General features: G+C 62.7%; 14 protein-coding genes. 3 read left to right on the top strand and 11 right to left on the bottom strand.

Going from position 1 to position 13,022, the window contains the following annotated elements:
• Nucleotides 1-79 precede the first annotated feature (79 nt).
• The 3 genes from AC6IZO_RS04770 to AC6IZO_RS04780 all read right to left on the bottom strand — a co-directional run bounded on the left by AC6IZO_RS04770 (nucleotide 80) and on the right by AC6IZO_RS04780 (nucleotide 2,790).
• Entirely contained in the window at nucleotides 80-1,009 is a 930-nt protein-coding gene (locus AC6IZO_RS04770) for a prepilin peptidase (protein ID WP_497808511.1), read from the bottom strand.
• A gap of 194 nt (nucleotides 1,010-1,203) precedes the next feature.
• The gene (locus AC6IZO_RS04775) at nucleotides 1,204-2,298 is read right to left on the bottom strand and encodes a BON domain-containing protein (RefSeq protein WP_497808513.1); all 1,095 of its coding nucleotides are present in this window, start codon (nucleotides 2,296-2,298) and stop codon (nucleotides 1,204-1,206) included.
• A 51-nt stretch (nucleotides 2,299-2,349) separates the two neighbouring features.
• On the bottom strand, nucleotides 2,350-2,790 hold the full coding sequence (locus AC6IZO_RS04780) for a thiol-disulfide oxidoreductase DCC family protein (protein ID WP_497808515.1): 441 nt from the start codon (nucleotides 2,788-2,790) through the stop codon (nucleotides 2,350-2,352).
• Nucleotides 2,791-2,971: 181 nt separating this feature from the next.
• Between AC6IZO_RS04780 and AC6IZO_RS04785 the strand changes: the two genes are divergently transcribed.
• The 3 genes from AC6IZO_RS04785 to AC6IZO_RS04795 all read left to right on the top strand — a co-directional run bounded on the left by AC6IZO_RS04785 (nucleotide 2,972) and on the right by AC6IZO_RS04795 (nucleotide 5,938).
• Complete coding sequence (locus tag AC6IZO_RS04785) at nucleotides 2,972-3,757, top strand: ABC transporter ATP-binding protein (protein WP_497808517.1); 786 nt, start codon at nucleotides 2,972-2,974, stop codon at nucleotides 3,755-3,757.
• A gap of 42 nt (nucleotides 3,758-3,799) precedes the next feature.
• Nucleotides 3,800-5,287 (top strand): hypothetical protein, encoded by a 1,488-nt coding sequence (locus tag AC6IZO_RS04790; RefSeq protein ID WP_497808518.1) that lies wholly within the window; start codon nucleotides 3,800-3,802, stop codon nucleotides 5,285-5,287.
• Nucleotides 5,288-5,365: 78 nt separating this feature from the next.
• On the top strand, nucleotides 5,366-5,938 hold the full coding sequence (locus AC6IZO_RS04795) for an FUSC family protein (RefSeq protein ID WP_497808520.1): 573 nt from the start codon (nucleotides 5,366-5,368) through the stop codon (nucleotides 5,936-5,938).
• Nucleotides 5,939-5,992: 54 nt separating this feature from the next.
• On the opposite strand, the gene ribD is transcribed toward AC6IZO_RS04795, so the two are convergent.
• From ribD to AC6IZO_RS04835, 8 genes are all read right to left on the bottom strand, one after another.
• Nucleotides 5,993-7,195 carry a bifunctional diaminohydroxyphosphoribosylaminopyrimidine deaminase/5-amino-6-(5-phosphoribosylamino)uracil reductase RibD gene (ribD, locus tag AC6IZO_RS04800; RefSeq protein ID WP_497808522.1) on the bottom strand — a complete coding sequence of 401 codons (1,203 nt, stop codon included), beginning with the start codon at nucleotides 7,193-7,195 and terminating at the stop codon, nucleotides 5,993-5,995.
• 24 nt (nucleotides 7,196-7,219) lie between these two features.
• A complete protein-coding gene (gene ftsY / locus AC6IZO_RS04805) occupies nucleotides 7,220-8,203 on the bottom strand; it encodes a signal recognition particle-docking protein FtsY (RefSeq protein WP_497808524.1) in 984 nt (327 codons plus the stop codon).
• 100 nt (nucleotides 8,204-8,303) lie between these two features.
• Nucleotides 8,304-8,672 carry a hypothetical protein gene (locus AC6IZO_RS04810; RefSeq protein ID WP_497808526.1) on the bottom strand — a complete coding sequence of 123 codons (369 nt, stop codon included), beginning with the start codon at nucleotides 8,670-8,672 and terminating at the stop codon, nucleotides 8,304-8,306.
• A 9-nt stretch (nucleotides 8,673-8,681) separates the two neighbouring features.
• On the bottom strand, nucleotides 8,682-9,704 hold the full coding sequence (locus AC6IZO_RS04815) for an NAD(P)H-dependent glycerol-3-phosphate dehydrogenase (RefSeq protein ID WP_497808528.1): 1,023 nt from the start codon (nucleotides 9,702-9,704) through the stop codon (nucleotides 8,682-8,684).
• A gap of 51 nt (nucleotides 9,705-9,755) precedes the next feature.
• On the bottom strand, nucleotides 9,756-10,397 hold the full coding sequence (plsY, locus tag AC6IZO_RS04820) for a glycerol-3-phosphate 1-O-acyltransferase PlsY (RefSeq protein WP_497808530.1): 642 nt from the start codon (nucleotides 10,395-10,397) through the stop codon (nucleotides 9,756-9,758).
• Nucleotides 10,398-10,412: 15 nt separating this feature from the next.
• On the bottom strand, nucleotides 10,413-10,988 hold the full coding sequence (gene thpR, locus AC6IZO_RS04825; RefSeq protein WP_497808532.1) for an RNA 2',3'-cyclic phosphodiesterase: 576 nt from the start codon (nucleotides 10,986-10,988) through the stop codon (nucleotides 10,413-10,415).
• A gap of 1 nt (nucleotide 10,989) precedes the next feature.
• Entirely contained in the window at nucleotides 10,990-12,234 is a 1,245-nt protein-coding gene (locus AC6IZO_RS04830) for a competence/damage-inducible protein A (RefSeq protein ID WP_497808534.1), read from the bottom strand.
• A gap of 54 nt (nucleotides 12,235-12,288) precedes the next feature.
• Complete coding sequence (locus AC6IZO_RS04835; RefSeq protein ID WP_497808536.1) at nucleotides 12,289-12,969, bottom strand: lysoplasmalogenase family protein; 681 nt, start codon at nucleotides 12,967-12,969, stop codon at nucleotides 12,289-12,291.
• Nucleotides 12,970-13,022 lie beyond the last annotated feature (53 nt).

A 13,022-nucleotide genomic window follows, 5' to 3' on the forward strand; every position in this document is an offset into this window, starting at 1 on the left:
AACGGCACTGCGAGCAAGTTTGTCGCAAATGTTACGAATTCCTAAGTCTCCGCAACCCGACACGCGATAAGCCACAAGATCAGGCGGCAATGTGGAACAGAGTCAGGTAGGCGTGAATGATCCAGTCGCCGAAAAACAGCGACAGCAAGGCAGCGGTCCCCAGAAACACGCCGAAGGGAATGGGGAGATAGCGAAGAGCCAGGGTGGACGCGCGCCAGGCACGGGTGCTGGCGGCCGTGCTTGAGAGCTTTCTCGCATAGCGCTTCCGGCGCTGGAGGAAGATGGCACAGAGTACCACGATGCCATAGAAGGCGGCGGCCACGCAGGCGAGCATCAACGTCAATGCGGTGTTCCCCGGCCCGAGAAACGCGCCTACCATAGCCATCAGTTTTACATCGCCAAAGCCCATGCCCTCTCCGCCGCGGATCAGCTTGTAGGCCCATCCCGCAAAATAGATGAAGCCAGCTCCAACCGCGGCGCCCAGCACGGAATTTCCGAACCAGGCTAGGCGTAGACGCCAATCCGGAGTCTCGGATTGTACAAACAGGGTGAAGACACCGGGCACGACCGTGAACCAACTGTAAGCCAGAGCGAATGCGAGACCGTTGAGTGTCAGCTTATCGGGCAGGAGCTGCGTTTCGGCGTCAGTGAAAATGAGTCCCACGATGAGGAAGCAGAAGACGGCGTCGCGGATGGCTGGCAGAACGATGCCAAGCTCCAGATAAAAAGACATCACGAAGAGCAGTGCCACCAGCAGCTCCACCATCCAGTAGCGCGGGGTGATGCGCATGTGGCAGCGGCGGCAGCGTCCGCGCAGGATGAACCAGCTGAACAGCGGAATATTGTCGTAAGGCGCGATCGGCTTGCGGCATCCGGGGCACATGGAGCCGGGATGCACCACCGAAATTCCGCGTGGCATCCGGTAGATGCACACGTTGAGAAAGCTGCCAAAACAGAGGCCCAGAATGAAGGCCATGAAGACGCCGACCATGAAGTATTCGTAGATCATCCGCGTGTAGGTGTGACATTCGGATTATACGGGCACAGCAGCCCGGCGCAATGTGGCAGCCTGGGTACCCCCCGGCACGAAAAGCGCCGAACGCCGGGTCCTTGTCACCGAAGCCAGCCGGGGAACGGGTACATTCGGCGTGAACATGAGAAAAGGCGCAGCCGAAGCCGCGCCTTCGATTGCGTTCGTGAAGGCTACTCGTTCAGCTTCTGGCGGCCGCTGTTGCGGTCGGTCGCTGGTGAGGGCTGCACGGTCACCGGAGCATGCAATTGGAAGGTCAGCATGGTCTCCGGGGCCAGGCGAACTTGCTCGCCGCGCGTAGCGCCCTGCGCCGCAGTTCCGGCTCCGGCACCAACCACGCCGCCAATGGCCGCGCCTTTACCGCCGCCGGCAATGGCTCCAATGATGGAACCCAGCGCCGCGCCGCCGCCAATCTTCACCGCGCTGTTCTTGCCGCGCGCTTTGCCCTGGCGGGACCATGCGTTGGTCTGAACGGTGTAGGTGTGGCCGTTGTAGCTCACTTTGGTCAACTCCAGCGTGAGCGCGGACTGGCCGCTAAAGTGAGCGGCGTTCTTGGCCTCCACCACGCGGCCCTGCAAGTCGGCATCGGCAGGAATGGCGACGTGGCCGTTGATGATCACCGGGGAATTCAGTGTGGCGCGGAAGCTGTCGCCATCGTGGTTGCGCTCGGTATCGAGAGCATCAATGAGGCGAACGGCGAGCGTGGTGCCCTCGGGAATGGTGATCCGCTGTGGAGCCTGAGGCGCAGGCTGAGCGGCCGCCGGTGCCGGGGTGTATGTGCTGACAGGAACCGTGTCATACGGCACGTTGTTCTGCGCGTACTGCGTCTGCCCCTGACTGCTGCTGCCTTTCACGCCCTGGCGGGGATTGCGGGCCGCAGCGGGCTTGCTGCTGGCAACCGGCGTGCTCGCCTGCGCGGGCTGTGGCTCGGCGGGCGGCTGGGAGACGGCCGTCTCCTGCTGCGCGGGCGCGGAACCTGGCTGTACCTGTACGTTGTTGACCACCGTGCGAACGCCGTCCACCGTGGCTGCGTCATTGGCGGCCGCGTTGCGCGCGGCATCGGAATCCACCACGCCACTTAGGGTCACAACGCCATTGGCGGCCTGCACGCTGACGGTCTTGTTCTGCAATGCCGGGTCGGCGGAAACTTTCTTCTGGACGTCCATGCTGATCTGGTCGTCGCTGCGCTGCTTGCTCTTGCATCCCACGGCGGAGAGCAACAGAGCCACAGCGCCAATGACCAGCACGAAATAGAACCAACGCTTCATAACCATTCTCCTTGCGGACGATTGGGGCAAGAACCCCGTGGAAACGGATGCTTATCTTGAGTGAACCCTTTCGGGGCTTGAAAGTTGCTGCTTCTGCTCACAGCCCTCCGAACAGGGAACGGGCACGGGAGCAACACGGGAGATCAGTGCAGAGAGCCGGGTACGATTGCGTGAAACCAGCCGGTACACCCATGGCCCCGCCCAGGTGAAGGGTGGCAACGCCATCACCGAGGCGGCGCGCTTCCATCGAGGGAGCACGGCGAGAATCTTGACGATGGCCGCGTAGCCCGAGTGCCACTGGCCGCCGGTGTCAAAGCAATGCAGCGCGCCAAACAGCTCCGAGGCTGGGATGGAGGCGTCCTCACAGGAACGAAAATCCATGAACTCCATTTGTCCCGCCAGATCGCGGCGGGCGGCGAAGTCGCGCGCCCAGCGACAGAACTCACACTGCGAGTCGTAATAAACGAGCAGAAAGCGGCGGCCTTGTTCCACAAATGTCTCCTCTCGATATTAGACGCGCCAAGCCGCGCTTTGTTGCGGAAACAGGTTACGCCACAGGTACATGCGCCGCAACTTATCCGCGCCGGCTATGCCGTGTACCATAGCGCTGTGGGCGATTGGGCGGCCCTTTCAAAGTGCGAGGCTTTGCGCAGTGAGTCAGGAGAGAGGAACGATGGCCGGTAACACAATCGGTGAGCCTCAGGCGGTCCCTTATATCGAGTTTCAGCACGTCTCCAAGGCTTTTGGCGAAAAGGTCGTACTCAACGACGTGAGCTTTGACGTGCGCACCGGCGAGACCGTCTGCATCCTTGGACGCAGCGGCGTGGGCAAGTCCGTCTCGCTGCATCACATCATGGGCTTCCTCAAGCCGGATTCGGGCCGCGTCATTGTCGCCTATGAAGACATTACCGATTACACCGAGGAGCAACTGGAGGTCATCCGCAAGAAGGTCACCATGGTCTTCCAGAACGGCGCGCTCTTTGATTCGCTGACCGTGGGCGAGAATGTGGCATTTCCTCTGCGCGAACGCGGCGGTTTGAGCGAGGAAGAGATCTACCAGATTGTGGATGGGCTGCTGGAGATGGTGAATGTGGGCAAGTATCGCGACCACCTTCCGTCCGACCTCTCAACCGGCATGAAGCGTTCGGTGGCGATTGCGCGTGCCCTGGCCGCGCAGCCGGAGTGCATCCTCTACGACGAGCCGACAACGATGGTGGACCCGCTGATGGCGCAATTGCTCGGAGACCTCATCAAGAAGCTGAAAGTGCAGTTGAAGCTGACCAGCATTGTGGTGACGCACGACATGGCGCTGGCCCGCAAAGTCGGCGACCGCATCCTATTCCTGCACGAGGCGAAGGTTGTGTTCTTTGGCACTCCAACGGAAATGGAGCAGTCGGAGATTCCGATTGTGCGGGAATTTCTGGAATTGGATGCGCTGAAGCTGGAACCGGGCAAGTAAGAAGAACATTCGAGTGCCGCAACGAGCAATCAGGGATAGGTGATGAAGACGGGGGAGAAGCTGGAGCAGACAGAGCAGTTGGCAGATCGCTCGCCGTGGGCGCAGTTGGCGGAGTCGCACTGGGTGAAGATCGCGGTGCTGGCTCTCATCCTGTGCTGGTTTCCGCTGCAATACATGCACTTTGCCAGCGTAGATGACCCCGACGTGTGGTGGCACATGCGCACGGGCGAGTGGATTATGCAGCATCACGCGGTACCGCACGCCGACGTCTTCTCCGCGCCGACACTGGGGCGCCCGTGGGTTGCCTATAGCTGGCTCTGCGAGCTGCTGCTGTATGCGATGGCCCAGGCCTGGGACCTGCTTGGCATTGTTGCCTACCAGGTGATGATGTGCGTGGCGGTGCTGGCGGCGGTGTTCGTGTCGCTGCGCGAGGCGTGCGGGCGCTTCTGGCCCGCTGCGGGGCTGACGTTGCTGGCGAGCATGGCCACCGCCCGCAACTATGCGCCACGTCCAGGCGTGTTCTCGTTGTTGTTCTTTGCGCTCCTGCTGCTGCTGCTCCAACGCGCACAGCGGAGAAACGCACCACGGATGCTATGGCTGCTGCCGCCGCTGTTCATCCTGTGGGCGAACCTGCACATACAGTTTGTTTACGGCTTGTTCGCCGTGGGAGTCTTTGCCGCGGCTCCGTTGCTGGAACGCATACTGGGGCGTCGCGATGACGATGTGCTTCCGGTGCCGCTCCGCTGGATGGTGCTTGCCGCGTGCGCGATCGGCACGCTCATCACACCGTACGGTGCGGAGATCTATCGCGTGATCTTTACCTACGGCAGCCAGCCTGCGCAGCTGGCCGTGGAGACGCAGCCGCCCGACCCGCATTACTGGCTGAACTGGATCGCCTTCGGGCTGGCAGCATTTGCCATGGTGAGCCTGCTGCGCATGGCGCGGGCGAGGGTGCAGTGGGCGGCCCTGCTGGCCTGGGCGCTGGGTTTCGGGCTGCGCTCGCAGCGGGACTTGTGGACGCTGGTGATCGTGTCCTGCGCCATCATTGCCACGGCATTGCGCCGTCAGGACGCAGAAGATGAGATGCTTCCGAGAGAGCACCGGATTGCCTTGGGCGGCGCAGTCGCGCTGCTGCTCGCGCTTGGATTTACCTGCATTGCACCGACGAGCCGTGAGCTTCTGCAACGCACGGCGCGCATTCTGCCGCTGGGAGCGGTGGCGGCCATTCACGAGCACCATCTCCAAGGCCCAATCTTCAACGACTTCAACTGGGGCGGCTTCCTGATCTACGCCGTGCCGGACATTCCGGTGGCGATGGATGGCCGCACGAACGTGCACACAGCCAGAGAGATCGAGCGCTCTTGGGACACTTGGAACCTTGTGCCGGGCGCGCAGTATGATCCGCAACTGGCCTCGGCCCGCATGGTTCTGGGAGCGCCTGACCGTGCGCTGACGCAGGCGCTGGAGCGCGATCCGCGCTATCAGGTCGTCTTCCGCGATAGCGTGGCGGTGCTGCTGGTTCGGCGCTAAACCACAGGATCGACATTCCTCGATACAGGCGGACTGAGTTGGCGTGTTGGCCCGGGCACGGCTATCCTAGAAAAAGGGATGAGATCCGTTCGTTACATTGCGGCCCGAGCACAGCGCCTTCCGGGGCTGCGCTATGGCCTGCGTATCCTGATGGGCGGCGCGCTGGCCTGGCTCCTGCTGGAGCGCGTGGGGCGCACCGATCCTCTTTGGGCCATGATCAGCGTGGTGGTGGTCACCGACCGGGAGGTGGACGCCGCTGTGCGCGCCTTCCGCTCCCGCCTGATGAACACGCTGATTGGCTGCGGCGTAGGTTTGACCATGCTGTTCTGCTTCGGCCGCTCCATCTTCACCATCCTGTTTGCCATGGCCGCTGCGGTTGTCATCTCCAGCGACGTTGTGAAGGTTCCGGTGAGCTGGCGCATTGCGCCCATCACGGTGGCTATCGTCATGGTTCCGGCCGTGATGAACAACTCTGCAAAGGTGGCTGAATACAACGCGCTGATGCGCACCGGAGAAGTCTTATTGGGCAGCGCCATCGCGGTCTTTGTCACCTACGCCACAAGTTGGGCCTTCCACCACTTTGACCTGCGCAAGTCCGGCGGCGATGACGAGCCTGAGCCTCCGGTCGACGCGCAGAACATCGACGAATAGCACCCCGCCGCGCTGTGAAGCGCGGATTCGCTGAGCCAAATTAAGAATGAAAATCTAGACGATGTCGTCCGAGTAGGGATCGCGCAGGTAACCCTCGACGGCGAAGTCGTCACCGTGGCGATGCAGCGCGATGTTGTGCAGAGTGAGATTATCGGCCAGCGTGTAGCCGCCGGGGCCGTCAAGCCACGGCACTGTTCCGCTCGGTCCGAAGATTTTGGGCGCGTAGAACAGGTGGAGCTTATCGACCATGCTGGAGCGCAGGAAGGCCCAGTTGACGATGGCGCCGCCTTCCACCAGCAGGGAAGTCATCTTCATTTCGCCGAGCGCGTGAAGCACGGAACCAAGGTGTGGACGGCCTTCGTGCGGGCCCGGCTCTCCGCCGAGATTGCCCGCAGCCAGCGGCACCTGCACCACCTGTACGCCGAAGTCCTCCAGCGCGCGCCGCTTGTTCTCCTCGGCAAAGGAGCAGAAAACGACAACGTCTTCATTCGCGGTGCTTACCACGCGGCTCTCCAGCGGCAGCCGGAGCTGCGAATCCAGGATCACGCGCGTCAGCGGACGGCGCCGCGGCAGGCCGCTGCGGTCGGTGAGCAGAGGGTTGTCGGCGATGACCGTGCCCACGCCGACAAGGATGGAGTCCGAGGCGTGACGCAGACGGTGAACCTCCGCCAGCGCGGGCTCCGAGGTGATGTAGCTGGTGGAGGCCTGCGAGGGCGCGCCTAGCACGTGCACATTTGGGTCCGCCGGACGCGCGGCAATCTTGCCATCGAGCGACATCGCGGCCTTCAGCGTGACCAACGGACGCTGGCAGCGAATGTAGACCGCGAAGGCCTCATTCAGCTTGCGGGCTTCCTCATTCAGACGTCCCTCCGCCACTTCCACTTCAATGCCCGCCGCGCGCAGCCGCGCAATGCCTTGCCCGGCAACCAGCGGGTTCGGGTCCACCATGCCGCAGACCACACGTGCAATGCCAGCCTTGATCACGGCGTCGGCACAGGGACCAGTGCGGCCGGTGTGGCAGCAGGGCTCCAGCGAAACGTAGAGGGTATTGCCGCGAGCCTTGTCTCCGGCTTCTTCAATCGCCCAGATTTCCGCGTGCTTCTTCTCTTCGTAGCGATGCGTGCCACGGCCGAGAATGCGGCCCAATTCGTCGACAATGACGGCGCCGACACACGGGTTCGGAGAAGCCAGACCGACACCCGCGCGTGCGAGTTCGATCGCTTGTTCCAGGAAGATTTCGTCGGCAGAGCGGGCCATGATCCTCGATGTGAAGCGCAAAACCTAGTTGAACAGAGATTCCACGAAGTCCGTGGGGTTGAACGGCAGCAGGTCGCCGGCTTTCTCGCCCACGCCCACATAGCGCACGGGCAGGCCGAGTTCGCGCGAGATGGCGACGATGACGCCGCCCTTCGCCGTGCCGTCCAGCTTGGTGAGCACGATGCCGGTGACGCCAGCCGACTCGGTGAACAGGCGCGCCTGCTGCAGGCCGTTCTGGCCCGTGGTGGCGTCCATCACCAGGTAGGTTTCATGCGGGGCGTTCGGAATGATGCGTCCGGCGATGCGGCGCATCTTGTCCAGCTCGGCCATCAGGTTGCTCTTGGTGTGCAGGCGTCCGGCGGTATCCACAATCACCACGTCAATGTTGCGCGACTTCGCAGCCTGCAGCGCGTCATAGAGCACGGCCGCCGGGTCTCCGCCCGCCTTGGTCTTAACCACCTCGACGCCGGTGCGTTCGCCCCAAACCTCAAGCTGCTCAATGGCGGCGGCGCGGAAGGTGTCGGCGGCGGCCATCAGCACGCTCTTGCCCTGCTCGCGCAGCGTGTGCGCCAGCTTGCCAATGCTGGTGGTCTTGCCCACGCCGTTCACGCCGACGATCAGAATGACCTCAGGCTCGCCATCCACACGCGCCACGGGGCGCTCGGCGGACTTGGTGAGAATCGCCAGCAATTCTTCCTTCAGCACGCGCTTCAGCTCGGTGACGTCGCCAATCTGCTTGCGCTCCACGCGCTCGCGTACTTTGTCGAGCACTTCCCGCGTGGTGGTGGTGCCGAGATCGGCGCCGATGAGTGTGGCTTCGAGCTCGTCGAGCGTCTCGCGGTCAATCTCCTTGCGGAGGCCGATGGCGCTCTCAATGCGCTCGGAGAGTGACTCGCGCGTGCGCGTGACCGCCTGCTTCATGCGGTCGAAAAACGATTTCTTCTCCGGCTGAGCCGCTTCGGGCTGCTGCTCCGGCTCCTGCTTGCCGCCAAATAAGGACTTGAACATTGCTTGGTCATTATAACGGGCGAGCCGAGCGAGCAACAGGGAACAGACGTGGAGGAAATGACGGAAGGACGAAGTGACGGTGCGGCTGCTGCTTTAGGCTCTACGGCTTCGGAAGAATCGACGGACCGCCGATGGGGTCTCGAGGAAATCGTTTACGGAATAAGCGAGCTAGCCAAGGCAGGGCTATGAACCACTGCAAATAGCCGGTGATAAAGAGGGCTCCCCACAAGAGAAAATATCCTGTACGTGTTACCGGATCGAACTTAAATGCACCTAGAACGATTGCTATCGTGAGATAGCCAGAGGGATACGCAAGTACGAACATGAAAATGAACAGTGCCAAAGAAGCATCGTCAAGCGGTGAGATCAAAAAAATAATAAGCACCGACAGGCATGCCGCTATCCAGATACAACGCAATGCGAGCTGGATATAGCGATGCCTCTCGGTGCTCATAAGTTCGTTAGACACAGTGTTTCTCTACTGCACCAGCGAAATCTCGCTGGTCGAGGGCCGCGTCATCAGTTCGCGGATGGCCTCCATCGGCGCCTTCCCGTTGTGCAGAATCTCGTACATCTGCTCGGTGATAGGCATCTCAACGTTCATCTTCTTCGCCAGTCCCACGGCGGCGTTGCAGGTCAGAACACCTTCTGCGACCATGCCGCGCATGCCAGCGATGATCTCCGGCAGCTTGCGGCCCTTGCCCAGCTCCACGCCCACGGTGCGGTTGCGGGAGAGGCCGCCGGTGCAGGTCAGCACCAGATCGCCCAGCCCGGCCAGGCCCGCCATGGTCTCCAGGCGTCCGCCGCAGGCAACAGTCAGGCGCGTCATCTCGGCCAGTCCGCGCGTGATGAGCGCCGAGGCCGTGTTGTAGCCGAGGCCAAGGCCGTCCACAATGCCGCTGGCGATGGCAATGACGTTCTTGAGCGAGCCGCCAAACTCGGTTCCGATCACGTCCTCGTTACGGTAGACGCGGAAATTCGGGTCGCTGAATTGGCACTGCACGAACTCCGCCAGCTCCGTGTCGGTGGAAGCCACCGTGATGGCCGTCGGGTCGCCCTTGGCCACTTCCTTGGCAAAGGTCGGGCCGCTCAGCGCGGCGAGCCGCGGCGTCAGGCCGGCGGTGGCGGTCACTTCGCGGATGACCTGGCTCATGCGCAGCAGCGTGTCGTTCTCAATGCCCTTGGTGGCGGAGACAAACAGCATCTCCGGGCGCAGGTGCGGCAGCATGTCCGTGTAGATGTGGCGCGCGTGGTGCGAAGGCATCACGCTCAGCACCAGCTCGACACCGGCAAGCGCCTCCGCCAGTGAGTTGGTCGGCTTCACGCTGGCAGGAACCTCCAGCCCCGGCAGGAACAGCTCATTGACGCGGCGCAGACGGACGCTCTCGACCACTTCCTTTTCGAAGGCCCACAGGCGAACGTCGTGCGTGCCCTTGCGTCCCAGAACAATTGCCAGTGCCGTACCCCAGGCGCCGGCGCCGATGACAGCGATCTTAGCCATTGCAAACCCCTCTAAAGCGATGCCGCGGTGTGCGGCTTCCGCGCGAACAAGCTATGCCTTGCGGGTACCGAATTTGTTTTCGGTGCCGGTGGCCAGGCGATGAATGTTTTCCTTGTGCCGGTAGACGATGAGAAACGCGGAAACCGCGGCGGCAAGAAATACCGGTATGGTCATGCGCTTGCCCGTCACAGCCCAGAAGACCAGCGGGAACAACCCGGAGGCGACAATGGAGCCGAGCGAGACATAGCGCGTGAACGCAAGAATTGCGATGAAGACGATGAGTACGATTCCAACTGCGGCCGGAGCCAGCGCCAGAAATACGCCCAATCCTGTGGCAACGCCCTTGCCGCCCTTGAAGCCGAGCCACACGGTGAAGATATGCCCGATGACGGCGCACATGGCGGCCACGGCGCGGAAGGTCAGAGCGGTGCGCGCGTCCGGCGCAATGCCGGAGATCATCAAGGCCAGCGCGGGTGCCAGGAATACGGCGACATAGCCCTTCGCGGCGTCGAGCACGAGCGTGGCAATGGCCAGTCCCTTGCGACCGGTGCGCGCGACGTTGGTGGCGCCAATGTTGCCGCTGCCAACGCTGCGGACGTCGGAGCCGGTGAAGAGGCGAACAAGCAGGTACCCGAACGGAATCGAGCCGAGCAGATAAGCAAAAAGAGCGACGAGTATGTAAGTCAGGGTCACGATTCCTTTGTGTCGCTAGCGCAGGGCAAAGCGCTCCAGCTTGGTGTAGGCGGCGCCAGAGGGCGCCAGCCGGCTTTCGTAGAGGATGAACTCCTGAGCCGTCATTGTACCGAACTCGGGGGGCTGGATTGAAGCCAGTGCGCGTTGGAGCTGTTGAAATCCGCCGGGCCGCGCCGGAGCGTGGCGGTTGTGCGGGTTGCCTGAACCGTTGCGCGCCAGGGTCAGGTGCGGCTTGAACGGTGCGCTCTCACGCTGAAATCCGAGTGGTGAAACAGCGAGGTCGATCGCTGCGGCCAACTGCGAAAGCTCCGGGCCAGCTTCAATTCCAGCCCAGAAGACGCGCGCACGCTCGGCGGCGGGGAAGAAGCCTGTCCCGCGGAAGCTCAGCTTGAATGGCGGGGCCTCAACGTTTCGGAGGCGTTCGCGGAGGGCTTCGAGCTTTTCAGTCTCGCCGAGAAACTTGAGCGTGACGTGGTAGCTCGTGTCGGAGACAAAGCGCACGCCGGGCGCTTGCTGCTTGAGCTGGCGCACGAAGGCCGCGATTCGGGAACGAATCTCCGCATCAATATCAAGGGCAACAAAGAGACGCACGTTACACCAGCTTCTGCCGCAGCATCTCCAGCGCCTGCTGCGAGGCAATGTAGCGTATCCGCTGGCGGTCGCCGGGGAAACGCCGCTCGACGACCTCGGTCTTTCCGCCGCCGGCCAGCGCAATGTAGACCAGCCCGACAGGCTTCTCGTCGGTTCCGCCCGTTGGCCCGGCGATGCCCGTGATGCCGATGCCATAGGTCGTCTGGCATTCGTTGCGCACGCCCTCGGCCAGCGCCACAGCCACTTCCTTGCTGACCGCGCCGTTCACGCTGATGAGCAGCGGCGGCACGTTGCAGAAGAGGCTCTTCATCTCGTTGGAATAGACAACCAGCCCGCCGAGAAAGTAGCGCGAGCTTCCGCTGATGCTGGTGAGGCGCTGCGCCACCAGCCCGCCGGTGCAACTCTCGGCGGTGGATACCGTGGCGTTGCGCATCTGCAGGTAGTAGCCAACGATCTGTTCAAGGTTGTCTGGGCCGGTGGAGAAGACCTCGTTCTGGAACTCTTCTTCGAGCTGCTGTGCCACTTCCTCCACGCGAAATTCGGCTTCTTCCTGCGTGGCGGCCTGTGCGCGGAGGTGGAATTGCACCTCTCCGGCGGAGGCCAGAATGGTGGTCTGCACATTCGGGAACTTCTTGTAAATGGCCGCGCCGCGCTGGTCTGCCTGCGACTCCGGAACCATCGCGAGCTTCAGCTGAGCGGTGGCAATGTGCGCCTGCGGCACCGAAGTGCGCAGCCTTGGCAGCGCCTGCTCGGCGAACATCGGCTCCAGCTCCCACGGCGGGCCGGGCAGCAGCACCACAATGCGCAGCGAACCTTCGTGAAGGATCTCTATGTACTGGCCGGGCGCGGTGCCGTTGTTGTTGCGCAGAATTTCCGCGCCGGTGATGACGTCGCACTGCCGTGCGTTGTTCTCCGGCATCTTGGTGCGGCGCGCGGCAAAGCGCGTATAGAGTTCGGTGATGAGCGCGGGGTCGCGTTTCAGGCTCAGGCCGAGCGCTTCGGCCACGCATTCACGCGTCAGGTCGTCCTCGGTGGGGCCGAGCCCGCCGCTGAAGACGACAATATCGGCGCGCGAGAGCGCGATGCGGGCGGCCGCGGTCAGGTGCTCGCGGTTGTCACCCACAATGGTTTTGGCAATGACTTCGACTCCAAGCGAATTAAGCTGGCCGGTCAGGAACAGGGAATTGGTGTCCTGACGAAACGGGGTCAGCATCTCGGAGCCAACGGCTACAATCTCTGCATTCACAGGGGACAGTGTAAATCAGAATGCCCTGCCAACGCGCCTGGGCAGGATGGCTCGTTAGAGTTGTGCGTCGAGGGCCGGAACCGCTTCGGCCCGCCGGGCCTCTCCCCAGCGGACAACGCCGACCGTGATGCAAAGCTGCGCCACGTAGTAGCCGCCCCAGATGAGCACCGCCGCGCCAAAAAAGGTGCCATGAAAATGCGCGATCCCAAAGACGGCATCGGAGAGGCCAAAAATGAGCGCCCCAGTCGCAGCCAGGGTTGGCATGGAGGAGCGCTGAGCGGCAATGGCCGTCAGGGCCAGCGCCGCGGCGTAGATCGTCACAAGAACGCGCAACTTTCCGAGAAGCGGCCAGAGGAAGGCCATCACCAACAGAAACAGGACGCCGATGACGACCATGGAGAAGCGGCGGAATGCCGAGCGGTGCCTCCGCTCCTGGTGCTTGGCGAAGAGCGCAAAATAGCAAACCTGCGTCACCGTGAACGCCACCAGCGCAGTCGCAAAGAGGTAGGTGGCGGGCACGGGAATGATGCCGATCACCCCGAGCGACATGTCTCCGAGGACGCTGAATGAGAGCGCTGCCAGCAGCAGACGCGGCGTTGTGGGGCGCTCGGCGTAAGCCAGCAGCGCGGCCGGGCAGATCAACTCCACGGCCAGGGCCGTGCGCAGCCACCCGGTGAACAGGGCCGGCAGATAGATTGCGGCGCAGACCGCACTCAGCACAAGCAGTGCCATCATCGCGGCAGGCGAGGGCGGTTGAACGGCTCGGCGTTGCGGTTTCAGTGGCGGTG

The organism is Oryzophilus luti (assembly GCF_059726245.1).

Excerpts from the sequence above, each read along its gene's own strand:
- AC6IZO_RS04770 (WP_497808511.1), bottom strand. The coding sequence starts at position 1,009 with ATGATCTACGAATACTTCATGGTCGGCGTCTTCATGGCCTTCATTCTG.
- AC6IZO_RS04775 (WP_497808513.1), bottom strand. The coding sequence starts at position 2,298 with ATGAAGCGTTGGTTCTATTTCGTGCTGGTCATTGGCGCTGTGGCTCTG.
- AC6IZO_RS04785 (WP_497808517.1), top strand. The coding sequence starts at position 2,972 with ATGGCCGGTAACACAATCGGTGAGCCTCAGGCGGTCCCTTATATCGAG.
- AC6IZO_RS04790 (WP_497808518.1), top strand. The coding sequence starts at position 3,800 with ATGAAGACGGGGGAGAAGCTGGAGCAGACAGAGCAGTTGGCAGATCGC.
- AC6IZO_RS04795 (WP_497808520.1), top strand. The coding sequence starts at position 5,366 with ATGAGATCCGTTCGTTACATTGCGGCCCGAGCACAGCGCCTTCCGGGG.
- ribD (WP_497808522.1), bottom strand. The coding sequence starts at position 7,195 with ATGGCCCGCTCTGCCGACGAAATCTTCCTGGAACAAGCGATCGAACTC.
- ftsY (WP_497808524.1), bottom strand. The coding sequence starts at position 8,203 with ATGTTCAAGTCCTTATTTGGCGGCAAGCAGGAGCCGGAGCAGCAGCCC.
- AC6IZO_RS04815 (WP_497808528.1), bottom strand. The coding sequence starts at position 9,704 with ATGGCTAAGATCGCTGTCATCGGCGCCGGCGCCTGGGGTACGGCACTG.
- AC6IZO_RS04835 (WP_497808536.1), bottom strand. The coding sequence starts at position 12,969 with ATGATGGCACTGCTTGTGCTGAGTGCGGTCTGCGCCGCAATCTATCTG.